Below are 19,700 nucleotides of genomic sequence, written 5' to 3'. Positions count from 1 at the left end.
CTCAGTTGTCCTTGCTGACGGTTGCGGAAGAGGTGTGGCGGCGTGTTGCCTCGATGTGCCGCTGGGCGGCCAGGAGCGTGCTCGCCTGGCGGTGGCGTCCGAGGTGGATGAGCGCGCACGCCTCGAACAGGAGCACCCAGTGGCACTCGGGTACCTGGTCGGCGAACTCCTCGTAGTGCAGGCGCAGCTTGCTTCCCCGCCGGCGCCGGTAGGCCTGGCGGACGATCTGCTCCATGGCGCTGGTGGCGCGTGCGACCTGTGAGGAGTTCAGGTTGAGGTCGGTGATGACGTCGCCGACTGCGAGCAGCGGCAGGCGATTGTGCGGCATGGTGGTGCCGGTCCTTCCGTGGTTTCCAAGAGGTGCGAAGGCCGGTCCCGCACTGGGAGAGTGCGGCGGCCTTGTCAGTTGGGGGCGTAGCCGAAGAACAGCCAGGACCGTGTGGTGCCTTCGGCCGTGTACTCCAGGGCTCCTGCGGGCCCCCACTTGTCCTCGATGCGGGGGTCGAAGGCGTTCAGCAGTTCCTCGGCGCGCCGCAGGGCCGCCGTATAGGTGCGGACCTCGGGTTCGATGAGGACGGCTTCGGACTTGGTGGCGAGACGGCCCGGGGCGCGGCGCCAACGGCGCTGGGCGGCGAGGTCGCGGGCGGTGGTGAAAGCGGACGGCAGGTCGGGGCCGTCGCCGACGGTGAAGAACTTCGTGGTTCCCACGGATGTCCTTTGCGGGTGCTGGTGTGGGGCGCACGTGTCCGGTGCGCCCCTCGGGCCGGGTGCTAGTAGGAGGCGAAGCCGAAGAAGATCCAGCTGCGGGTGTCTTCGTCGGTCGTGTACTCCAGGGCTCCGGCAGGACCCCACTTGTCGTTGATGCGCGGGTCGAAATGGCGTATCAGCTGGTTGGCGAGCTGTTCGGCTTCCTTCAGGGGGCGGATGGTCGAGTCGATGAGGGTCACGGAGTCCTTCTCTGCGAGGGAGCCCGTGTAGCCGCCGTGCCCGTTCTGGTGCGCGGAGTCCTCCACGGCGTTGTGGAAAGCGGTCTGCAAGTCCGGGCCCGAGCCCTTCTCGGTGAATTCGATGGCTCCCACGAGTTCCTCCAGTCAGTCGGATGGTTGGGCGAGTTCTTTTCCCTCCCCCTTATAGCTAAATTCTACTATTAACGGAGGGGGTGTCAATCACGTTTGTGCAGGTCAGAGCTTTGCGGGGGTGGCTGATCCGGAATAGCGACCAGGGCGATCCCGTCTGTGGCGAGCCGCGCGGCCAAGGCGTCGGCAAGGTGGACGCAGCTGCCCCACGACATGTCCGGCAACTCGTCGCGGAGCGCCGCGATCAGCGCCATCCTCGGGTCGGTCATGACGCCAGCGCCAAGGGCTTGCGCCGCTGCTTGCGGGTGCGGATCGTCGCCGCGCCGGCTTTGCGTACGGCGGCGCGCTGTGCCGTTTCCTGGCATGCCGCGCACAGGGGTTCGCCCTGCCGGTGGTGTCCAGCGACCCCGGAACTGGAGCCGCACGACCCCGCCCGCGAAGGCAGCTTCGGGAGCGGCGGGGCGCCCTTGGCGGTCTTGACGGCGCGCCCGTCCACCCACAGGCGGGCGGCGCACACGCCGTCGAAGCGGCTCTCGGCCGGGCGCACGCGGTCGTGGCACTGCTCCAGGACCGGGCACAGTTCGACGCATCGGCGCATCAGGGGATCTGCGGCCTGGTGCAGCTTCTCCGCCTCCCGCATCAGGGAGGCGTCGGGGATGTAGGCGCGGACGCCGACGCACGGGGCGTCGCTCATCCATGCGGCGGACTTGGTGGCAGCTATCACGGCAGGACTCCAGGAAGTGCGGGTGTCAGAAGAGGGCGGGGCGCTCGGCGGCGGCGGGGAGGATCGCGTCCAGGGCGCTCGACGAGCGCAGCGAAAGCACGGCACGGTGCGCGGACCACTGCCGGTAGAACCGGTCTCTCCACAGCTCGGGGGTGCGGTAGGGCAGGGGGCAGGGGAGGTACGCGGCGTCGTGCGCCTGCTCGGCGGTGACGGCCTGGTGCAGCGCCCCGTAGCGCACCGGAGTGAGGCGTTCGCGGATCCGGCGGGCCACCTCCGGCCACGTCAGGTACCCGTGGCGTCGCCCCAGGTCGGCATCGATTGAGTACTGGAAACCGTCCGGGCCCGGCGTGAACCGGGCGACGCGGCCGGCATCCGGCTGCCCCTCCAGCCGGGCGGCCGTGGTGGCCGCCGGATGCAGGGCGAGGGTGTCGCCGGTGTCCCAGAGGGTGATGAACTCCAGCAGCCGGGCCGGGGTGAAGAAGTCGCGGACCGCCATCTGCCGGTCGTCTTCGCTGAGGTTCACCGGGGGCTCGCCCCCGGGCTGTTCGGGCAGCGGGCTGCATGGGCGCGGACCGCTTCGGTGACCAGCGTCAGGTCGAGGGTGCCCGGCGGGTCGCAGCACACATCCGCGGGCAGGGTGTCCAGGACGATGCACCGCCACGGCGGTCGCACCTCGTCTTCCGGGACGTGGGAGATGTGCCAGCCCGGCAGGGGGGAGCGGCTGTAGGGCAGCGGCCCGTTGGAGGCGACGACGAACGCCGTGCCGTCCTCGGCGAGAGCGCAGACGGCCAGCCCGCCGCGCGTCTCGACGTACGGGTGGACGCCTGCGGCTCCGAGCGCGGCGAGAACATCGCCGTACGCGGCGGCGCCCTCCTCCTCGTCGGGCCCGTATGCGGCACGCAAGGCTGCCGCTGCGGTAGAGAAATCCATGACCTACTCCAAAATTGTTGCGGCCTATTTCTAGCCGTGCAGGGTGCCGAAGACGATCACTTCGAAGTCGTCGTCCGAGCCCGGCCGGCGCCCGGCGTCCGAGCCGTAGCGGATAAGGGTGTCCTCGTCGGCCATCGCGGTGGTGAGCCGTACGTGCACGTCCAGGAGGAGTGAGGCCAGGGAGCTGACGACGGGGCGCAGTACGAGGGTGAGGCTTTCCGGTGCCCACGGAGTGGGGGAGGTGGCGATGGAGATCAGTGCCCATCGTCCCGTTGCCAGCCGCTGAGTGCGGATGCGGCAGTGACGCAGATCGGCGACGAGGGTTACCCGGCCTGCGCGGTGGGAGACGGTGCAGCCGAATCCTCTGGCGAGCGCGTCCGTTAGGTCCGCCTCGATGAGCCGTGCGGGTCCGGCGGCAATGAAGGGCGGGGTGCCGCCCGGCTTTCCGGTGCGGTGCTGGTGGGTCATGTCCTTCTCCAAGAGGTGATGTCGAGCCGATCTCTTCTGTCTAAATTCTACTGCTCAATTGGAAGGGGTCCAAAGCGTCGGGACTCCGCAAGAGCATATCTATTTGTTGCGACCTATTTGACCTTCGTTCTCGGCACCTCCCCCTCCATCCGCCCCCCGCCCGATAAGGCGCATCTCCTCCAGCCGAGCCCGCGCATGCGCCGACAGGTCGTCACCCCCCGGGCGCTCCCGCACCTGGGCAAGCACTCTCTCGTTCGCCTCCCGTTCGGCGTCCTTGCACCGCTCCCTCTCTGCCTGTTTCCCCGCCTCACGCACCGCCCGGGGGCTCGTGCCGCACGACCGGCACGACTTCCCCGCCCCCTGGGGGTGCACCAGGCACCCAGCAGGCTTCCCAGCGCCCCCAGAAGCGGCAGCAGGGTCCACCCCCGCCGCCTTCTCGCCATCCCCAGCCGACGACTCCCCAACCGCCTCCGCAGCCTCATCCCTGCGGGCTGTCACCGAGCCGCCAGAAGCGACAGCTGTGGGGGTAGGGGGAGTCTTTACCTTTGGATATTGGCTCTGGTTACTACCTATAAAGCCTGATCCGCCGACGGCTGGTTCACCGACGCCTGAAAACCCGTCCTCGGTTTCCGTGACCCTGTCGTCACGCTCCCACCGGCGCACCATCTGACGCGTGAGCCGCCCCGCCTCCAACCGGTCGTACTCCTCGGCCACCCACTCCTGCGCCGTGTCGTACACCTCGGTCACCCGGTGCCACGTCCCGTCAGCCAACTGCTCTGTCACCACCCGGTAGTACCCGAACCGCTTCAGCTCCTGAACAGCCTTGCGCACCGCGTCTCGGCCCTCCTTGCCCGCTTTCGCGATCGAGTCCGTGCGCACGGCCCACGTATCGGGCTTGGCGACCAGGAACGCGAGGATGCCCCGCGCCCGGAAGGACAGCCGCGCATCCTCCAGGGTCGACGTCGGGAGCACGGTGAACCCGGTGCTGAGGTGGCGGCGCAAAATCGTCACAGGAAAGGCCTCCAAGGCCGTACAGGGCATTCAGATGATCAAGGAGGGCAAGAACCCCGCACCGCACGTGCGGGGCCCGCCACGGGACTGTCAGAGCTTTTTGGCGCGAGAGACCTTGATCGACCGGGCCGTCTTCTGGCCCGCCACCTTCCGCCGGGGCACGACGATCCCCGCCCGCCGCAGGATCGCCACCATCGCGTCCTTGTCCGGGACCATCGGCACCACCAGGTCGGCGTCCTCGAACTTCTCCACCAACGCCTGCACGTCGGTGTCCTCCTTGTCGTTGCCCCCGCCCCAACCCAGATGATTCGCCCCGTAGTTCCCCTCCGGAGAGTCATCCAGCATCGCCCGCGCCAGCTCCTTGACCCGCTTCGATTCCCTAAACCTCTCGTGGGCGCGCACGTAGTCCGCGAGCGCCTTCGCACGGTCGGCGTCGTCGTGCACCAGGACCGTCTGAGCCGGAGCGCCCGGCGCAGCACCCTCCCAGCAGGCGTCACGGAAAGGGCAGTTGTCGCACACCGGCGACAACCCCGGACCATCGTGGTCGCGGCGCAACTCCTCGGGCGAAGCCGCTTCGAGGACCCGGTCGACCCACCAACGGGCCTGCACCGCCAGCCACTCGTCGAAGGGGAACTCCTGGATCTCCTCCTCACCGGTGTCCCGGCACACGAACCTAAACCGAATCCGCTGCACGTCCACGGGGCCGAGCCGGTGCAGGTACCTCTGGCCGGGCACATCCGCGAACCCCACCGTCCGCAGCAGGTCCGCGTACAGCAGCACCTGGCGCATCTCCGCCGCCGTCGGCCCGTACCGCACCACCCGGTCCCACACCCGCGCCGACTTCGTCTTCACGTCCTCCACCGTCACCACCTCGGCAGGCACGACCGGCCGGTGGCGCTTCGGGAGGCGGGCAGCGGTCGCCGCGTCGAGCTGCACCACGTCGATGTACCCGCGGACCACCCCGTCGGACACCGACCGCTCGACCAGCCACCCGTACTCGCGGCGCGCATCCTCCAGCAGCCCCTGGTGGATGTACGTCCCCAAGATGGCCGCCTTCTTGTCCCCCACGTGGGTGCGCTCGGCACCGGTCACGATGTACCCGGCCCGGCGCGAGCAGATCGTGTCGGACGCTCCCAGTTCGGCCTGGAGCGAGCGCGGCCGGCGGGCGTCAACAGCATGGGCGGCGTCCCAGATCGAAACGGGGGCTCTTCCGGTGGTCAGGGTGGGCACAGCAGTTCTCCAAGAGGGCAGGCCGGGGCCCGGCCCGATCGCGGGGCCCCGGCGGAATACAGAAGGAAGGGAAGTGGGGGAGGGGTCAGGCGGAGGCGAACTCGCCGTCGATCGACGTCTCTGTGCCGTCGTCGAACTCAAGGCCCTTCGCCGCAGCACGCAGCCGAGCCGCCTCGCTGCTGTCGTTTTCGTCGGGCTCACCTGTCGGGTCGGGCAGCGCCTCGGGCTTCTTCAGCAAGGCGGCCTTCTTCTCGATGGCAGCCCGCACGACGATCACCTCGTCCCGGGCCAGCTCCTGGTCCGACTCGACCGCGAACCACAGCTTCTTCAGGCCGTCCAGTCCGGCCTTCGCCGACTCCTCGACCTGCGGCAGCCACGCCTCCGCCAGGTCGCCGGTGAGCTCCGGCGTCGCGTGTGGCGCCACATGGGAGGCGCAGCCCATCAGCCCGAACACCAGCCGCTCCACCGTGAGGTCCGGAACCGTCATCGGCTTGCCCTCACGGGGAACCCGGAACTTCAGCGAGCGGGCGGCGATGATCTGCGGATCTTTGTCCCGGCGCAGCCGCACCCAGGCGGTCGCGTCGAACGCCAGCGACTTCTGGCCCTCGACCCGCCAGTCCTTCGTATTCGGAATCGGGTCCCCGTTCCCGTCGACGGCCGAGATCTCCTTGCCCCGCGCCAGCATCACCACGACCCCTGGCATGGTGCGCACCAGGTACATCACCCGGTTCCACCGCTCGACGGCGTCGTTCCACAGGTTCATCGACGGCTTTATCTCGGCGTCCGGGTCCCGGTTCAGCTTGGCCTGGCCCGAGTTGGACCGGCGGGCACGCCCGTTCGTCCAGTTCACGAGCATCCGCCACAGCAGCGACACCGAGTCGATCACCAGCACCACCGGCGGTTCCCCGGCAGCAGCGGCACGCTTGGCCTCCGCGTGCACGGCCTCCACCTGTCCGAGGATGTCGCGGTAGGTGCCGTTGTGGACGATCAGTAGGTAGTCGGCACCAGGGACGGCGGCGTACTCGTCGGCAGTGTCCTCGCCGAGTTCCAGCCAGTACGCCTGCCCGGTGTGCTCGGAGCCGGTGAACTCGGCGGCGGTGAAGGACTTGCCCGCCTTCTCCTCGCCTTCCAGCAGGATCTTCGGCCACGGCACGACCCCGCTGGGCTGGCGGGTGCGGAGTTGGGGGACAGCAGGGGAAGACATGATCTCTCCAAGAGGTGAACAAAACGAAATGTTGCGGCCTATTTCAAGCGGTGCGGAGGCCCCGGGTCTCGAACAGGGCAGACCACTCGGGGTGCATCTCTAGGAGCAAACGCACATACCTGGAGCGGTAGTCGTTGTTCAGTCGCCACGGATCGCCGGACGTGGCGCGCCCGTACTGCCAACGCAGCACCTCGAAGAGCATGCCTATGCCCACCCGCTTCAGGCCGCTGTCGATGCAGTCGGCGGTCAATGCCTCCAGCTTCGACAGGATCCACGGGTTGAGCTGGTGGAACGCCTCGAATCGATCCTGGATGCTTGCGCCCGCGCTCTGCGGGTCCGGGTGTCGCAGGGGAGTGACGGGCAGCTCAAGCTGTACGGGAACCATGGTCCCCCCTCTCTTTAATGTTGGGGCCTATTTTGCGCTACGAGGGTTGACGTCCTTCGCACCCCCTCCCTCATATGCAAATTCTACTATCTCTGGGGGTGGGGTCAACTATGGCGGCAAGGGCGGCAAAGGGGCGCAGTCGACGACCGCCACCCACCCGTCGAACCGCATGGACCTGCGCAGATACCGCCCGCGAACTACTTCTTGGCCGCCAAACCACGCTTCGCGAAAGAGGACCCAGGACCGTCATAGGTGCCCGTCCGCAGAGCCTCGGCTACATCCTCGTTGAGCCGCCACAGACCCTTCCGGGACCCGGCCATGGTTTCTTCGGCCGCGGCGAGCACCGTCGACAGCAGCCACACGTGCGACCCGGACAGGTAGTAGTCGCTCGCCGGGAGACGCCCCTTCGCCTGCGATACCGCGATCTGCGTCACTCCGAACAAGCTGGCGTACTCCTGCGCCCCCACCAGCGGCGGCAGCTCGCCCTTCTTCATGGGCCTCACCGAAGCCCCCTGCTCCGCCTCCAAGGCCTCCAGCTTGCCCACGTCCAACTGCCGGCCGTACTTGCCCGGCGGCAGCGCCACGGACTCGATGAAGCCACCCGGCCAGAACGGCTTACCGGACACGATCACGGCATCGTCGTACGACAGAATTCCGTGAGGCACCCAACTGTCGCTGACCGAAGTCGGCGAGATGTTGTAGATGGACGCGATCTCCTTGCGCCCCAAGAGCAGCGGCTTCGCCACGACGGTTCCCTCACCTCGACACCAATGTCTTAGTAGAATACCGATGGCCGGGCCCGGTTTGAGGCCGGAGGGCCTGCGCTACGCACTGTTACGCTGATCAGGCACTTTCCAAGAGGTGCCCAGGCCCCCGCAGGTTCCGACCAAGCGGGGGCCTTCCTCACAATCCGAGCGGCACACCCACACCGAACCGATCACCGGGCAAGGGAATCCACCTCCGCACGGTGATCCTCAGGCGCCGCAGCAGATCCCTCCGCAGTGGTGAAGCCAGCCACCGAGAGGACCAGTTCGTCCAGGTGCACCGGAGAACTCGTGCCGGGAATGGGTGCGACATGCGGCCCCAGGGCAAGCAACCAGTGCAGTGCGGAATCCCGCAGCGAACCGGTAGCGAGCGTTCCCGCGTTCAAGGGCCGGTAGGGCACGAACGGGATGCCCCTGGCCCGGCATTCCTCAACAACCGGGTCGTCCCGGTCCTCCATGTGCAGCACGTTCTGCACGGCCGCCACGTCGACCACCCGGGCAGCGAAACGCAGATCCTCCACGGACACCTTCGACAGCCCGATGTGCCTCACCTTGCCCTCCTGCTGGAGCGCAGCCATCGTGCACAGCTGATCCATCAGCCCCACCTCGGGATCGATCCGGTGCAGGTAACAGAGGTCGAGATGATCGACCCCCAGCCGGCGAAGACTCCCTTCGACCGAGGCACGCAGGTACTCGGCCCGCCCGTGCGGCACCCACACATCCGGAGCCGGGCGCAGGAACCCCACCTTCGTCGCGACAAGGACCTCTTTGGGATACGGGTGCAGAGCTTCGTGGATCAACTCCTCGACGGTGTGCGGCCCGTAGGCGTCCGCCGTGTCCAGGTGAGTAATGCCCTGCGCGAAGACGGCACGGCGCAGCAGGCTGACCGCCCCGTCATGGTCGGCGGGGCCACCCCAGGTCCCCGGGCCGGTCAGGCGCATGGTGCCCAGCCCCAGCCGGGACACCGTTTTCCCGGCGATCACAATGGACCCGCCGGGCGGCGACACGTTCACACGACCACCCCCAGTACAGCGTCGACCGCCATACGGATTGCCTCATTCTTCGACTCGGCAGCCGAGGTCACCCGCACGTGCTTCACCTCGCCGGTTGCCAGAATCGTGTGGCAGTGCCGGTCCACCAGCGTGCGGAACCGCGGGTTGTAGTCGTGCGAGGCAGCCACGGGCACCGTCGGGTCCAGAACCGTGGCGAACAGCAGCGCGTAACCATCCGTCCGGACGCTCGCCATCGCGGTGAGCTGCTCTACCTCCCAAGGGCCGGGCGCATCACCCCGAAATTCCAGCGCGGCCGTGAAGTAGGCGAGCGCGTCCACTGGCGCCCGGTCGGCAAGAACCACCTGAGCCCCTGATGCCCCGAGGGCGAGTTCGTCGGCGATACCCCGCGCGATGATCCACTCCGTGGAGCGGGCGGTGTGGTGCTGCATCTTCGGGAAGCCCAGGGCCGCAGCGTGTTTCCCCAGCCCGCCCGTGCGCCCCACGATGATGCCGTGGCCGCGCAGCTCCATCTCGATGCGCCGCAGCAGCTCGGTCTTCCCGGTGGAATGGGTGCCGGTGATGCCGATACAGACCGGGTCTTTGGTCACCACAGGGTGTCCTCCTTGTCAGGTTCGGGGGCGCCGGGCAACCCGGGCGGTACAGCGGCGGCGACCAGTTGCTCCCACGACTCGTACCGGGCCGCCATGGCCAGCAGGACCTGGGCGGTGGCGTACGCGTCGAAGGTCGCCCGGTGCCGTTGTCCTGGAGCCTGCGACAGGTCCGGCTTCAGGTGGTCAATGAGCGCGTCGAGTGAGTGCTTGGGCAGGTCCGGATAGGTGGCCCGTGACAGGCGGAGGGTGTCCAGGACCCCGGCGGGCTGCCAGCCGGGCAGGTGTGCCGTCATCACCTTGTAGTCGACGTGCGCGTTGTGGGCGCACATCCACGCCCCGCCCAGCAGCCGGCGGGCCTTGTCGGCGACCTGCTTCCACGTGGGGCACCCGGCCAGGGAGGCGTTGGTGTGCCCGTGGACACGGGCCGCGAACGGGGTGACGGGGTGGGGCGGGCGCACCAGCCAGGACCGTGCGGCGCTCGTGTCGGGGATGCCGTTGCGCACCGGCAGCGCGGCGGCCTCGACCAGGTCAGGCGGGTTGCCTCCGTTGCCCTCGACATCGATGACGAACAGCGCGGGCCAGGTTTCGAAGTTCATGGGGTGGATCCGTTCTCCGCCGACCACCCGATAGGGGCTCGGCCGTGCTGGCGGAACAGGTGGGGCTTGGCGCGGTCGTGGCACTGGTAGCCGTAGAGGTGCTGGAGGAAGTAGCGCGGCGGCGTGTCCAGACCCTCGACGATGATGGCCCGCTGCGTCACCTCCACCACGCCCGTCGCCCCGAGCTTGGACGCCTGTGTGAGGACGTCCCGCGGGTCGGGCTCCTTCCACGCAGCCCTGCACCGCGCCAGCTGCTCGCTCGGGCAGATGTCGCACAACTCGCGGATGCCGTAGTGCCCGTTGTAGTCCGCCTCCCCGTGCGCGTACGCCACCGCACAGCTGGTCTTGCGGAACAGGGCCCCGTACGGGGATTCCATGTCTCCCGGCACGTGGAAGGAGTGCAGGATCCGGTCCTCCGCCTCCTCCGGCATGATCTTGCGCCGAGCGGTGCCCTCGTACGGCATGGGCATTCCGTGCGCCTCGTAGTACGAGGCGATCTCCTCGCGGAAGAACAACCCGGTGAACACGGTGGCGTGCGCGTACCGGGACAGCTCCCGGGCCCGCGCCAGGTGGGCGTCGCTGTCGTTGAGACCCGGAACGATCGGCCGCCAGTACAGGACGGTGCGGTACCGCTGCGCATGCTCGAACAGTGTGCGCAGGCTCTTCGCCGCGATCGCCGAGTCCACCGGCTCGATGTCCGTGTTGCTGATACCCGAGTGGGTGACCAGGACGGTCAACCGAAGGTGCTTGAAGGAGTTCAGCACCTCGCAGTCCTCGGGGGTGACCCGCCACCGGGTGATGACCAGGACATGGTTGGTCAGGCCCTGCTCGTCCAGGAGGCGCAGCACGTTGAACGTGTGCGGCTTGACCACCGGCAGCATCGGGTCCGTCGCCCGGTTGAACAACTGAACGGGCGTGGTGTGCGCCCGGAAGTACGGGTGATTCACGAGCGCATCGACCGCCTCAGCGTCGGTCATGAGCGCCCGAGGAACCTTCATCTCGAAGTTCTGGAAGAGATGCCGCACGCAGTACCCGCAGTCCAGCGGGCAGCCCACGATGTGGTTCAACGACAGCCCGGACTTGCGGTACTCGACCACCTCGGCCAGATCGGACTGCATACCCGCTATCTGCTGCGGAGTGAGCAGGGGAAGAGGCCTGCCCGCGAGAGGAGTGAGAGTCATGGGAGGCCTCCTAGGGTCGAACTGCGGATCCGGCGGTCTTGCCGGAAATCGGGCCTGAGGCGGTGAGCAGGTTCCGGCGGGCGGCGCCGAACCAGACTCCGAAGTCACGCCGGGTGGCCTCGGCGTTGTCGGAGGTGTGCACCAAGTTCTCCACCAGCCGGTGTTCCGCGAGTGCGGCATCCAAGCTGTCCACCCCGAGGTCGCCGCGGATCGATCCGGCGCCGGCTTGCGACGGGTCGAAGAACCCGAGGAGCTTGCGGAGCGTTCTCGGGGTGCCCTCGGGCCCGGAGGCCAAAGCGACCGTCACCGTCTTGCCGACGTACATCTCGTCCAGGCATGTAGGCATGTCCCGGCCCGAGTACCAGTCACGGTCGACGAGAAGGTCCCAGTAGTGCACATGCACCTGCCACGGCTCCACCACCACGTCCATGCGCGCGAACACCGTGATGTCCGGTACGGCTGCGAAGCGGTCGAGGACCTTGTCGACGAGGCCACGCTCGACGCAGTCCGGCTTGAGGAGGATCACCGACCACCGATCCCAGTCGATGCCGTCGACCACGTCGCCGCTCCGGAACGGCTGCCGGTTCATCCCGTCACCCCGTGCTCCACACGGAAAGGCCAGCGGGAGGCCATCAACCACCGCAGCCCGGGGTTCAAGGCTCGGAGCACCTTCACATCGACAGGGTCCACCCGGCAGTACTGAACCTGGCGGTACACCTCGAACAGCAACAACACCTGCTGCCAGTACGGGTCGAAACCGAGCGAGACAATGTCGTCCGGCTGGTACTGGACTTCGTTCCGGCGCAGCTTCTCCTCGTGCACCAAAACAGCCTCCACCGTGGAGAAATCGGTAGTGGCGGGCATCTCCGGGAACGGGAACCGGATGGCGGTGGGCCGGTCGACGGACTCCTCCAGGACACCAAGGACCCGCGCGAAGTCACGATCCCCCACGTGCGCCGAACCAATGTGGTGCGTGTAGGTACCCAACTGGAGCCCGAGCCGCACAGCTGCGAACTCCTGGATCATCGTGAAGCTGAAGACGTCGCTCAACAGACCGCGATCGCAGTCGTTGGCCCGCATGTAGCAGACCATGTGCAACTTGCCCTCACGTTCCAGGAGATGCAGCGCGACCGCACAGGACATGTCGGCGTTGTTCTCGATACCGAGCTCGTCTGCGGTGAAGATCGGAAGCAGGCCGCGCTTGCTGTCCTTCTCCGTGCGCAGGAGGTCCATGACGTGCTCAAAGGGCGACGTGCTGTCGGCCTGCTGAGGGTTGAAGATGCGCGAACCGTAGGCGGATCCGCCGACCGTGTACCCGTCGGCTGAACTGTGGCGCATGCGCGGCGCGTAGTAGGCGATCATGTCGAGGTCGTTGCGGCCGGCGAGGAACCAGAGGGCCTCGGCGAAGTGGAACGCCGGGTTGACCCTCCGGGCCGCCAAGTACGGCAGCCGTTCTCTCGGGTTACTGATCTGGAAGCTGAGCCCCAGACATTCGCGGGCAGCGTTTCCGCGCGGTGCATTGCGGTACTGGTACTGGCCGCATATGTGGTCCAGGACCTCCAAGTAAGCCTGCTCGAAGGACGGGAAGATCGGTGGGGTGAGCACAATCCCTCCTCGGGATCTGCCGTAGCGGGATGTAGAAGTGGGCCGAGGTACGGGGCCACCGCCGAGGTACGGACGGCCGCCCCGCTGCGGGCGAGCAGGATTCGGTGCCACGGCCAGACCGGCCGCGGCACCGTATGACGACGGGCTCGCCCCTACGCATGGATCTGAGGCTTCCTTGGCCACAACGAGGCCGAGCAGGATCTGACGAGTCGGCCTCGGGGCAATGGGTCAGCCCGTGGTGGCGGTCGGCTTCCCGTGGAACAGAGGGGACAACCTCGCCTGGGATCCCGCCGCCTTCACGGCAGCCCGCACCCGAGCTTCCTGGTACGGAAATGCGTGCTCGTGAAGCTGGCCCAGGTGTACCCACCTCACGGCTGACAGCTCGCTGGCGGCCTCCGGCGGAACGGCCACCTCCAGCGCCTTGCTCCGGGACAGCTCGCCACCGTCGAAGACGAAGTTGTAGCCCTCCGCCGACTTGCCGTCCTCGCTGACCTGAATCTGGTCGACGACCAGCAGATCAACGAGCGCAGAGGTCAACCCGGTCTCCTCTTGCAGCTCCCTTGCGGCTGCCTCGACCAGCAGTTCACCCGCGTGGACGTTGCCCCCGGGCAGCTGCCAGCCCAGCTGCGAGTCCGCGTGCTTGTACGTCGGCTTCACCATGAGGACGGCCCCCTCGTGGTTGCGCACCAGGACTAACGCCCCCACTCGCCGAGGGGGAGGGTTCGCAGGATCAATGTCGGCATGTGCCATGGAATACACCTTTCTCGTGCCGGGACCCGTCAGGTCACCTAGCGGATAACTGCGACGTGGGACGCACTGCGGAAGTCCGCCCCCGCCCAGGGGCGGGGCGACCTCGCACCCGTCGCTCGGTCAGGCAGGTTCAAAGCCGGTGCCGTGGCAGGTGTGGCACCAGACGAACACCGGCTTGCCCTTCTTCTCGGATGCCTGCTGGGCCTCGACTGCACGGATCGCAGCGCGCACCAGCGACTCGTGCTCCGAGTAGCTGTGCTCGTGGACCTGCCCGAGAGGAACCCACTTCAGAGCAGGTTGGTCGCCTGCCGCCTGCGACCGCAGAACGACCTGCTCGGCGTCGTGCGGCGACAGCAGCCCACCGTCAAAGACGAAGTCGAAGGTGTCGTCCTCACCCTCAGAGACGCGGTCGATGACCAACAGCTGGGTCAGCTCCCTGGTGAGGCCGGTGACCTCTTTCACCGCCCGCACAGCGGCAGCTGTCAGCGGCTCACCGAACCCGACAAGTCCACCGGTGAGCCGCCAGCCCTTTTCGTCGCCCGCTGGTGCGGACGTGGGCTTCATCAGCAGAACAGCACCGTTGAGATCCCGGAAACAGGTCAGAGCCCCCAACAGTCGCCCGATCGGCTCCTCGGTACTCGCGTCAGTGCCTGCCATGGTGTGCCCCAGTCCTCGTGCCGTAGATGTCCGTGCTCACGCAGCTCGATGCAGGGGAAGGGAGACCTGCTGCCGCACGCTGTTCAAGACCCGGTTGAAGTTGCCGTCGGCCCCCTGGCCGACGGACAGCGCGAGCCATGCATGGGCGGTTTTCATACGGAGAGTCCCTTCTCGACATACACATGGGTGGAATCCGCCCCGTAGCCCGGGGGTTGGAAGACCTCGCCGGCCGAGCCGGGGCGGAAGAACGAGGAGAACGGTGGGGGCCGTTGCGCCAGCTCCCGGGACGTCCCCTGACGAGGGGACGGGACGCCGAAACAGAACGCACTGGGTTCAGGACGGGCATCAAGACGTGCCCCCTGCAAACCGTTCGCGGGCCGCATGGAGAAGACTTGCGAACGCCTCCACCTCGACGCGCTGCATGCGCTCCATCGGGTGCGACAGTTCTCCAGTACGGGACTCCGTCAGACGCCGACCGACCTCGTGCGCGCACCACAGCACGAGCAGCACCATCAGGGCCCGCAATGCGCCCTCCCCACCGAGGGCTCGGAACCGTGAGGAACGGTTGCCTCGCTGGGCGCCTCGCTTGCGGCAGCGATGAGGTCAGCGACGCTGAGACCGGGCTGCCACAGGTCCGCGTCCACCAGGTATCCGGTCGCGGCAACGGCAGCCGCCGTTTGGTCGACGGCGCCCGGGTCCGGGGGCGCCGCCGGGTCCTGAGGGGTGTGATGTACCGGCACGTCGTTGCCGTAGACGCGAAAGAGACAGTTCAAGCGCGCGTACACCCGGGTGTGGAGGACCAGCACCTGCCAGCCAGCGGCGATGGCCGGAGGCGCGGCAAGCGTGGCGTCAGGGCCCGAGTGGGAGACCGTGTCGACGTAGGCAAGCGTCTGCATGACGATGCGCTCCGCGAGGTCGAAGTCCATGCCCGGGTGCGCCCACTGGACCGCCTGCGTCACCTGCAAGATTTCGGTCTCGTTCAGCAGACGCCGGGGGTTGCGGGTAGTGCTCATCGCGGTGTCTCCCCAACGGAGGGCGTCGGAGGGGAAAGGCGTGCCGGACACCGGCCCGCTTCCCGAAGGGCAAGACGCAGGGCCACGCTGGCCTCGCACTCGTGGTCCTGACCGCACGAGGAGCAGAGCGCGGCGTGATCCATGAACGCGGCGTATGCCGCCGTGTGAGCCGCTTCCTGGTCGGTGGTCGGCTGCACAGGCGGCTCCGCCCACGGGCGAAGCGTTCGGAGACCCGTGGTCACGACACCCTCCCCGCAGAGGCACTCGAACCCTGAGCTGCATCCGCCTCACCAGGTGCCACACCCCATTGGTGTGCCAGCTCGACGGCCGCCACCAGGCCCGCGGCGTCGGCGTAGCGGCCAGGCCCCGGCCCCACGGACAGCGGAGAGTGCGCCCAGGCCAGCCCGTAGGGCGCCTGCCCCTCCGCCGCTTCGTAGGGGGGAGCGACGACGCAACTGCCCTCACCCAGCACCACCACGCCGGGCAGGCTCTCCCCGTCCAAAGAACCCGCCGGAACGAAGAAGTACATGAGGCCGCGCGCCGACTCCACCAGAATCGGGCCCGTCCGCTTACCCCGGCAGATCATCGTCCGGCGCAGATGCCGACCCATATCCGTACTGACCCGCACGGCATCCCAGCCAATGCCGGCATCGACCGCCGTGACGCGCTGCACGTCGAGAGTCCTGGTCATGTCAGCACCTCCCACGCAGGCCGCCGCAAGGGCGGTGGAGCGGCGACCGCGTCAAGCGCGGACGCCAGCATGCGCGCCCCCACGAAGTGGAAGTCCTCCCGCTTCGGAACGCGCTTCCAGTGCAGGCCAGGAGGCGCAACCACCGTGTGGGAAGGCACGTGTGCCGTGCCGCCCTCCGGGTGCGCGATCCCGCCCGCATGTGACCACCGTGCTGCCGCCCCGGGCGGTACCAGCCATAACAGGCTCGTGCTGTCGCCGGAACACAGCACCGGACCGCATCCACCGGGCTGATGGCGGTCCAACCAGTCGAGCACGGCGTCCCCCGCCGAGCCCGCAACGGTCTGGATCAGCCCCCACCACTGATCCACCGGAGGGCCTATCGGCGTGTCCTGCCGGGCCACCAGTTCCTGGAACTGGCGGACAAGGTGACGCAGATACTCGGTCTGGTGCGCGTCGACGTCGAGCTCGGCAACAGGTCTGTTCACTTCGGTCAGCATGAAAGTTCCTGACAGCAGGCGCTTGTGGGGTGGCATGTGACGCTCGGAAGGTTCGACAGCGTGCGACCGAAGCGGGTATCACCGCCATCGCGCGGCGCGTGCCACCTGCACCTCATCCTGGTACTACGGGCACTCGGGCGCCCTGAGAGGATGCGTGGCTGCCGTGTCATCGCGATCCCGATCCGTCGCTGACTGGACGGCTAGATCATCGAATGGGCAGGCAGAACGTAGTAACCACCCGAAGAGGAATCTCGAAGACGTCTACGGACACCAAAACGTCCCTCAGACGTTCCAGGCCCTGAGCCCTGCCCGGCCAGGGCGAGGCAGCGGTGACGTGACCGGGGACGTGAGCGGGCAACCCGTGGCCACGTACCAGAAGCATCTTGCGTCCGGTCCTGGTCGTCGCAGCTCAGCGAACCAGAACGCGCTGTTCGGCTCTCCCTGGAAGTGTTGCGCCTACGGAATCAGCCGCTGCACAGCGCCCAGGAACGAGGCAGTATCGGCAAGGTCCTCCAGGACTTCGCGGGCCCCCGCTTCACGGAGTTCGTCAACACCATGAACCCCCGTCGCGACGGCGAGGATCTGAACCTCATTCGCTACCGCGGCAGCGACATCCCGAGGGGTATCGCCGATCAGCAGGACGGACGGGTAGCTGTCCCGCTCCGGGTAGGCCAGGGCGGCCCGCCGCCGTGCCACGGGCACCAGGTCGGCGCGGTCGTCGGCATCGGCCCCGTACGCGCCGACCTCCAGGTCGAGGAACTTGTCCAGGCCGAAGGCGTGCAGCTTCATCCAGGCGTTCGCACGGATGTTGCCCGTCAGCGCGGACTGCACGAAACCGGTAGCCGCGGCGAGCGCCTGCAACGCCTCCACCGCTCCCGGCAGTGCCATACCCCGGTCCCGAAGGGCCTCCGCCCGCTCCCGGCCGGCTGCGGTGAGCGCGGCTTCCACCTCCGGCCACCGGGGCACGAACTGGTCGTGGTCCTCGAACATGGTCCGCATGATCGCCCGGTCCGTACGCCCCTCGGTGCGGGCCGCGAACCGTGCGCTTTCCCCGGTGAGACGCAGGTAGGCGCCGGCGTAAGTCTCCTTGCTGATACCGGAGTTCTCCACCAGCGTATGGTCAACGTCCCACAGGACAAGGCGGTGCATCCCGACAGCGTAGATGCGTGCCTCCCCGATCCGGCAAACAGTCGAGTCGTACGCGGGCGGACTTCCCCGAAACGCAGAAACGTTCCAAGACGTCCCGACACAATAGGCCGAGTGAACACGCGACTACGCTCGATGATGATGCAGCGCGGGATCTCGACGGAAGACATGGCCAACCGGTGCGCAGTCCACCCCAAGTCAGTGGACCGGTGGATCACTCAAGGCCGCCAACCCCACAAGAAGCACCGGTGGATCGCCGCCCAACTGCTCGCCGTCGACGAGAATTACCTCTGGCCCCATGCGAACAGCAGCAGCAGCAGCACCACCGCAGCGGTCAGCAACGAGATCATCCAGGCCTACCCCAACCGTGCCTCCGTGCCCCGCGAGGTCTGGCTCTCGCTCCTCGGCGAAGCCAGCGCCCACATCGACGTCCTGGTGCTCTCCGGCACGTTCTTCGCCCAGACCAACCCCCACGTGGCCGCCATGCTCGCCGAACGCGCCGAACAGGGAGCCCAGGTGCGGCTGTGCTTCGGTGACCCCGACGGTGAAGCCGCGATGCGGCGCGGCGAAGAAGAAGGCATCGGCGACGTCATGGGCGCGAAGATCAAGGCCTCGCTCTCCTACTACCGCAGCTTGCTGGGCAAGCCCAACTGCGAGGTGCGGCTGCACGACACCACCCTCTACAACTCGATCTTCCGCTACGACCACCACCTGCTGGTCAACCCCCACGTCTGGGGCCAGCCCGCCAGCGCCAACCCGGTCCTGCACCTCCAGAGATTCGACGGTGCCGGAGGCTGGTTCGACGGATACACCAGCAGCTTCGACGCGGTCTGGAACACTGCGAAGCCCTGGTCCTGAACACGAACGGAGCACCGCGTGGCCCGCACCGAGTACTGGAACGACCCCAAGGCCCCGAAGCCCAACACGCTGATCCCTGCCTCGAACCTGCTCGTCGTCGACGAGACCGGCCGCATCCTCCTTCAGCGCCGGCGGGACACCGGCCAATGGGCTCTGCCGGGAGGCGTGCAGGACATCGGGGAATCACCCGCACAGTGCGCCGCCCGCGAGTGCGAGGAAGAGACCGGGATCATCGCCGAGGTCACCGGCCTCCTGGGTGTGTTCTCACCGCCCGGACACGTTGTCGCCTACAGCGACGGCGAGATCCGGCAGGCCTTCGAAGTGACCTTCATCGGCACGCCCATCGGCGGCGAACCCACCATCAACGACGAGGCGGACGGCGTGCGGTGGATCCACCCCGACGACCTCGATGCCTTCGACATCCACGTCTCGATGCGCCACCAGATCGCCGTCTACCTCAGCGGCGACTACCCGCGCCCAGAATGACCACCGCAGCTACGGCCACATGCCAAGCCGGGACTCCACATTGCCCACAGCCCTTCGGATCCCCGGCGTGGCGCGGGCGATGAACCTGCCCACCACACTGTCCGGCCCGTACCGCTGCGTGATCTCGGCGAGCCGGTCCACCGTCGTGGTCGGCTGGCCCTGCGGGGTCGTCGTCATGTCGCAGTACACCAGCGCCTCCACCAGTTCCGGCCGATCCGGCAACGGGAACTCGGCCGCCAGCTCGGCGTACAGCCCCCGTTCCTCTGCCTCCATCAGGGCGAACGAATGGTTCGCCACCAAACACACCACCAGGTCATCAGCGGCGCCGAGCTCGCGCAGATGGCGGGCCCCGTCCAAGGGGTGAAAACCGGTGACCGCGATGGCGGGGGAGTACCCAATGTCGTGCAAGACCGCCGCCGCCTCCAGCGCAGGCGCCTCGGCCCCCATCACCTCGCGAAGCGTCCGGGCGGCAGCAGCCACACCCTGACTGTGTGCCCACCGGCGGGGCAACGGCTCGGCAAGCAACGACTCGGCAACCGCGGTGGCAACATCCACATCCATACCGGCACCCAAGCACCCAGCAGGGGTCCATGCGAGTGCCATGGAGGTACCACCTGGGTGCCACCTTCACGCCACCATCCCGCAACTCGCCGAAAAGGCAGGTGAATTGGGGTAGTCATGGGCGCGACGGAAGAACCTCGTATCAGCTCGCAGCAACCTGCCGAGCAGGCCGAAAGACATCTCACGTGCCTAAGAAGTCAAGCCGCGACGGCCGAGTCCGCTGCTGAGGAGGTGAAAGCATGTTGCTCGTCGAAGAGCTGTCCG

The 19,700-nt window shown here is 67.7% G+C and carries 28 protein-coding genes; 2 read left to right on the top strand and 26 right to left on the bottom strand.

From position 1 onward, the window contains the following. Position 1: 1 nt before the first annotated feature. The 25 genes from ACFYVL_RS17230 to ACFYVL_RS17110 form a co-directional block, all read right to left on the bottom strand. A complete protein-coding gene (locus tag ACFYVL_RS17230) occupies positions 2-328 on the bottom strand; it encodes a hypothetical protein (RefSeq protein ID WP_389245468.1) in 327 nt (108 codons plus the stop codon). A 74-nt stretch (positions 329-402) separates the two neighbouring features. Continuing rightward, a complete protein-coding gene (locus ACFYVL_RS17225) occupies positions 403-708 on the bottom strand; it encodes a hypothetical protein (protein WP_389245466.1) in 306 nt (101 codons plus the stop codon). 62 nt (positions 709-770) lie between these two features. After that, complete coding sequence (locus ACFYVL_RS17220) at positions 771-1,079, bottom strand: hypothetical protein (protein ID WP_389245465.1); 309 nt, start codon at positions 1,077-1,079, stop codon at positions 771-773. 83 nt (positions 1,080-1,162) lie between these two features. Next, positions 1,163-1,345 (bottom strand): hypothetical protein, encoded by a 183-nt coding sequence (locus tag ACFYVL_RS17215; protein ID WP_389245463.1) that lies wholly within the window; start codon positions 1,343-1,345, stop codon positions 1,163-1,165. Then, a complete protein-coding gene (locus ACFYVL_RS17210; protein ID WP_389245461.1) occupies positions 1,342-1,800 on the bottom strand; it encodes a hypothetical protein in 459 nt (152 codons plus the stop codon). Before ACFYVL_RS17210 ends, ACFYVL_RS17215 begins: the two co-directional genes overlap by 4 nt. A gap of 25 nt (positions 1,801-1,825) precedes the next feature. Then, on the bottom strand, positions 1,826-2,323 hold the full coding sequence (locus tag ACFYVL_RS17205; RefSeq protein ID WP_389245459.1) for a hypothetical protein: 498 nt from the start codon (positions 2,321-2,323) through the stop codon (positions 1,826-1,828). Next, positions 2,320-2,730 (bottom strand): hypothetical protein, encoded by a 411-nt coding sequence (locus ACFYVL_RS17200; protein ID WP_389245457.1) that lies wholly within the window; start codon positions 2,728-2,730, stop codon positions 2,320-2,322. Before ACFYVL_RS17200 ends, ACFYVL_RS17205 begins: the two co-directional genes overlap by 4 nt. Positions 2,731-2,760: 30 nt before the next feature. After that, positions 2,761-3,198 (bottom strand): hypothetical protein, encoded by a 438-nt coding sequence (locus ACFYVL_RS17195; protein WP_389245456.1) that lies wholly within the window; start codon positions 3,196-3,198, stop codon positions 2,761-2,763. A gap of 99 nt (positions 3,199-3,297) precedes the next feature. Beyond that, positions 3,298-4,209: a hypothetical protein gene (locus tag ACFYVL_RS17190; protein ID WP_389245454.1), complete on the bottom strand. Its 912-nt coding sequence runs from the start codon at positions 4,207-4,209 to the stop codon at positions 3,298-3,300. A 90-nt stretch (positions 4,210-4,299) separates the two neighbouring features. After that, the gene (locus ACFYVL_RS17185) at positions 4,300-5,439 is read right to left on the bottom strand and encodes a PD-(D/E)XK nuclease family protein (protein ID WP_389245452.1); all 1,140 of its coding nucleotides are present in this window, start codon (positions 5,437-5,439) and stop codon (positions 4,300-4,302) included. A gap of 85 nt (positions 5,440-5,524) precedes the next feature. Next, the gene (locus tag ACFYVL_RS17180; protein ID WP_389245450.1) at positions 5,525-6,643 is read right to left on the bottom strand and encodes a hypothetical protein; all 1,119 of its coding nucleotides are present in this window, start codon (positions 6,641-6,643) and stop codon (positions 5,525-5,527) included. 43 nt (positions 6,644-6,686) lie between these two features. After that, positions 6,687-7,028 carry a hypothetical protein gene (locus tag ACFYVL_RS17175; RefSeq protein ID WP_389245447.1) on the bottom strand — a complete coding sequence of 114 codons (342 nt, stop codon included), beginning with the start codon at positions 7,026-7,028 and terminating at the stop codon, positions 6,687-6,689. A gap of 197 nt (positions 7,029-7,225) precedes the next feature. Beyond that, positions 7,226-7,774, bottom strand: coding sequence for a hypothetical protein (locus ACFYVL_RS17170; protein WP_389245445.1), 549 nt, complete (start codon positions 7,772-7,774; stop codon positions 7,226-7,228). A gap of 191 nt (positions 7,775-7,965) precedes the next feature. Further along, positions 7,966-8,805 (bottom strand): aldo/keto reductase, encoded by an 840-nt coding sequence (locus tag ACFYVL_RS17165; RefSeq protein ID WP_389245443.1) that lies wholly within the window; start codon positions 8,803-8,805, stop codon positions 7,966-7,968. Then, positions 8,802-9,395, bottom strand: coding sequence for a hypothetical protein (locus tag ACFYVL_RS17160; RefSeq protein ID WP_389245441.1), 594 nt, complete (start codon positions 9,393-9,395; stop codon positions 8,802-8,804). The genes ACFYVL_RS17165 and ACFYVL_RS17160 overlap by 4 nt, the downstream gene beginning before the upstream one ends. Further along, positions 9,389-9,991, bottom strand: a complete 603-nt coding sequence (locus ACFYVL_RS17155; RefSeq protein WP_389245439.1) for an exonuclease domain-containing protein — start codon at positions 9,989-9,991, stop codon at positions 9,389-9,391. Before ACFYVL_RS17155 ends, ACFYVL_RS17160 begins: the two co-directional genes overlap by 7 nt. Next, a complete protein-coding gene (locus ACFYVL_RS17150) occupies positions 9,988-11,172 on the bottom strand; it encodes a radical SAM protein (RefSeq protein WP_389245437.1) in 1,185 nt (394 codons plus the stop codon). Before ACFYVL_RS17150 ends, ACFYVL_RS17155 begins: the two co-directional genes overlap by 4 nt. A 10-nt stretch (positions 11,173-11,182) precedes the next feature. Further along, positions 11,183-11,761, bottom strand: a complete 579-nt coding sequence (locus ACFYVL_RS17145) for a nucleoside-diphosphate kinase (RefSeq protein ID WP_389245435.1) — start codon at positions 11,759-11,761, stop codon at positions 11,183-11,185. Next, on the bottom strand, positions 11,758-12,777 hold the full coding sequence (locus ACFYVL_RS17140; protein ID WP_389245433.1) for a thymidylate synthase: 1,020 nt from the start codon (positions 12,775-12,777) through the stop codon (positions 11,758-11,760). The genes ACFYVL_RS17145 and ACFYVL_RS17140 overlap by 4 nt, the downstream gene beginning before the upstream one ends. Positions 12,778-13,005: 228 nt before the next feature. Next, positions 13,006-13,482, bottom strand: coding sequence for an NUDIX domain-containing protein (locus ACFYVL_RS17135; RefSeq protein WP_389245431.1), 477 nt, complete (start codon positions 13,480-13,482; stop codon positions 13,006-13,008). Positions 13,483-13,647: 165 nt separating this feature from the next. Continuing rightward, the gene (locus ACFYVL_RS17130; RefSeq protein WP_389245429.1) at positions 13,648-14,184 is read right to left on the bottom strand and encodes an NUDIX domain-containing protein; all 537 of its coding nucleotides are present in this window, start codon (positions 14,182-14,184) and stop codon (positions 13,648-13,650) included. Positions 14,185-14,696: 512 nt separating this feature from the next. Next, on the bottom strand, positions 14,697-15,197 hold the full coding sequence (locus ACFYVL_RS17125; protein ID WP_389245427.1) for a hypothetical protein: 501 nt from the start codon (positions 15,195-15,197) through the stop codon (positions 14,697-14,699). Positions 15,198-15,435: 238 nt separating this feature from the next. Next, a complete protein-coding gene (locus ACFYVL_RS17120) occupies positions 15,436-15,888 on the bottom strand; it encodes a hypothetical protein (RefSeq protein WP_389245425.1) in 453 nt (150 codons plus the stop codon). Continuing rightward, complete coding sequence (locus tag ACFYVL_RS17115) at positions 15,885-16,385, bottom strand: hypothetical protein (protein ID WP_389245423.1); 501 nt, start codon at positions 16,383-16,385, stop codon at positions 15,885-15,887. The genes ACFYVL_RS17120 and ACFYVL_RS17115 overlap by 4 nt, the downstream gene beginning before the upstream one ends. 456 nt (positions 16,386-16,841) lie before the next feature. Beyond that, complete coding sequence (locus ACFYVL_RS17110; RefSeq protein WP_389245421.1) at positions 16,842-17,534, bottom strand: HAD family hydrolase; 693 nt, start codon at positions 17,532-17,534, stop codon at positions 16,842-16,844. Positions 17,535-17,645: 111 nt separating this feature from the next. On the opposite strand from ACFYVL_RS17110, the gene ACFYVL_RS17105 reads away from it, so the two are divergent. Both ACFYVL_RS17105 and ACFYVL_RS17100 read left to right on the top strand, forming a co-directional pair. Further along, complete coding sequence (locus tag ACFYVL_RS17105; RefSeq protein ID WP_389245419.1) at positions 17,646-18,389, top strand: helix-turn-helix domain-containing protein; 744 nt, start codon at positions 17,646-17,648, stop codon at positions 18,387-18,389. Positions 18,390-18,407: 18 nt separating this feature from the next. Continuing rightward, positions 18,408-18,875 (top strand): NUDIX domain-containing protein, encoded by a 468-nt coding sequence (locus ACFYVL_RS17100; protein WP_389245417.1) that lies wholly within the window; start codon positions 18,408-18,410, stop codon positions 18,873-18,875. Between the two features lie 9 nt (positions 18,876-18,884). Here the strand turns inward: ACFYVL_RS17100 and ACFYVL_RS17095 are convergent, their stop codons facing one another. Then, the gene (locus ACFYVL_RS17095; RefSeq protein WP_389245415.1) at positions 18,885-19,436 is read right to left on the bottom strand and encodes an HD domain-containing protein; all 552 of its coding nucleotides are present in this window, start codon (positions 19,434-19,436) and stop codon (positions 18,885-18,887) included. Positions 19,437-19,700 lie beyond the last annotated feature (264 nt).

Source organism: Streptomyces sp. NPDC004111, assembly GCF_042874215.1.
In the GTDB taxonomy this organism is placed as follows: Bacteria; Actinomycetota; Actinomycetes; order Streptomycetales; family Streptomycetaceae; genus Streptomyces.
This window is presented reverse-complemented; position numbering and strand designations above follow the sequence as displayed.

What these genes read in the sequence shown, in the direction of transcription:
- ACFYVL_RS17215 (WP_389245463.1), bottom strand. Translation starts at nt 1,345, where the DNA reads ATGACCGACCCGAGGATGGCGCTGATCGCGGCGCTCCGCGACGAGTTG.
- ACFYVL_RS17110 (WP_389245421.1), bottom strand. Translation starts at nt 17,534, where the DNA reads ATGCACCGCCTTGTCCTGTGGGACGTTGACCATACGCTGGTGGAGAAC.
- ACFYVL_RS17195 (WP_389245456.1), bottom strand. Translation starts at nt 3,198, where the DNA reads ATGACCCACCAGCACCGCACCGGAAAGCCGGGCGGCACCCCGCCCTTC.
- ACFYVL_RS17120 (WP_389245425.1), bottom strand. Translation starts at nt 15,888, where the DNA reads ATGACCAGGACTCTCGACGTGCAGCGCGTCACGGCGGTCGATGCCGGC.
- ACFYVL_RS17150 (WP_389245437.1), bottom strand. Translation starts at nt 11,172, where the DNA reads ATGACTCTCACTCCTCTCGCGGGCAGGCCTCTTCCCCTGCTCACTCCG.
- ACFYVL_RS17180 (WP_389245450.1), bottom strand. Translation starts at nt 6,643, where the DNA reads ATGTCTTCCCCTGCTGTCCCCCAACTCCGCACCCGCCAGCCCAGCGGG.
- ACFYVL_RS17175 (WP_389245447.1), bottom strand. Translation starts at nt 7,028, where the DNA reads ATGGTTCCCGTACAGCTTGAGCTGCCCGTCACTCCCCTGCGACACCCG.
- ACFYVL_RS17115 (WP_389245423.1), bottom strand. Translation starts at nt 16,385, where the DNA reads ATGCTGACCGAAGTGAACAGACCTGTTGCCGAGCTCGACGTCGACGCG.
- ACFYVL_RS17130 (WP_389245429.1), bottom strand. Translation starts at nt 14,184, where the DNA reads ATGGCAGGCACTGACGCGAGTACCGAGGAGCCGATCGGGCGACTGTTG.
- ACFYVL_RS17145 (WP_389245435.1), bottom strand. Translation starts at nt 11,761, where the DNA reads ATGAACCGGCAGCCGTTCCGGAGCGGCGACGTGGTCGACGGCATCGAC.
- ACFYVL_RS17155 (WP_389245439.1), bottom strand. Translation starts at nt 9,991, where the DNA reads ATGAACTTCGAAACCTGGCCCGCGCTGTTCGTCATCGATGTCGAGGGC.
- ACFYVL_RS17200 (WP_389245457.1), bottom strand. Translation starts at nt 2,730, where the DNA reads ATGGATTTCTCTACCGCAGCGGCAGCCTTGCGTGCCGCATACGGGCCC.
- ACFYVL_RS17095 (WP_389245415.1), bottom strand. Translation starts at nt 19,436, where the DNA reads ATGGATGTGGATGTTGCCACCGCGGTTGCCGAGTCGTTGCTTGCCGAG.
- ACFYVL_RS17230 (WP_389245468.1), bottom strand. Translation starts at nt 328, where the DNA reads ATGCCGCACAATCGCCTGCCGCTGCTCGCAGTCGGCGACGTCATCACC.
- ACFYVL_RS17125 (WP_389245427.1), bottom strand. Translation starts at nt 15,197, where the DNA reads ATGAGCACTACCCGCAACCCCCGGCGTCTGCTGAACGAGACCGAAATC.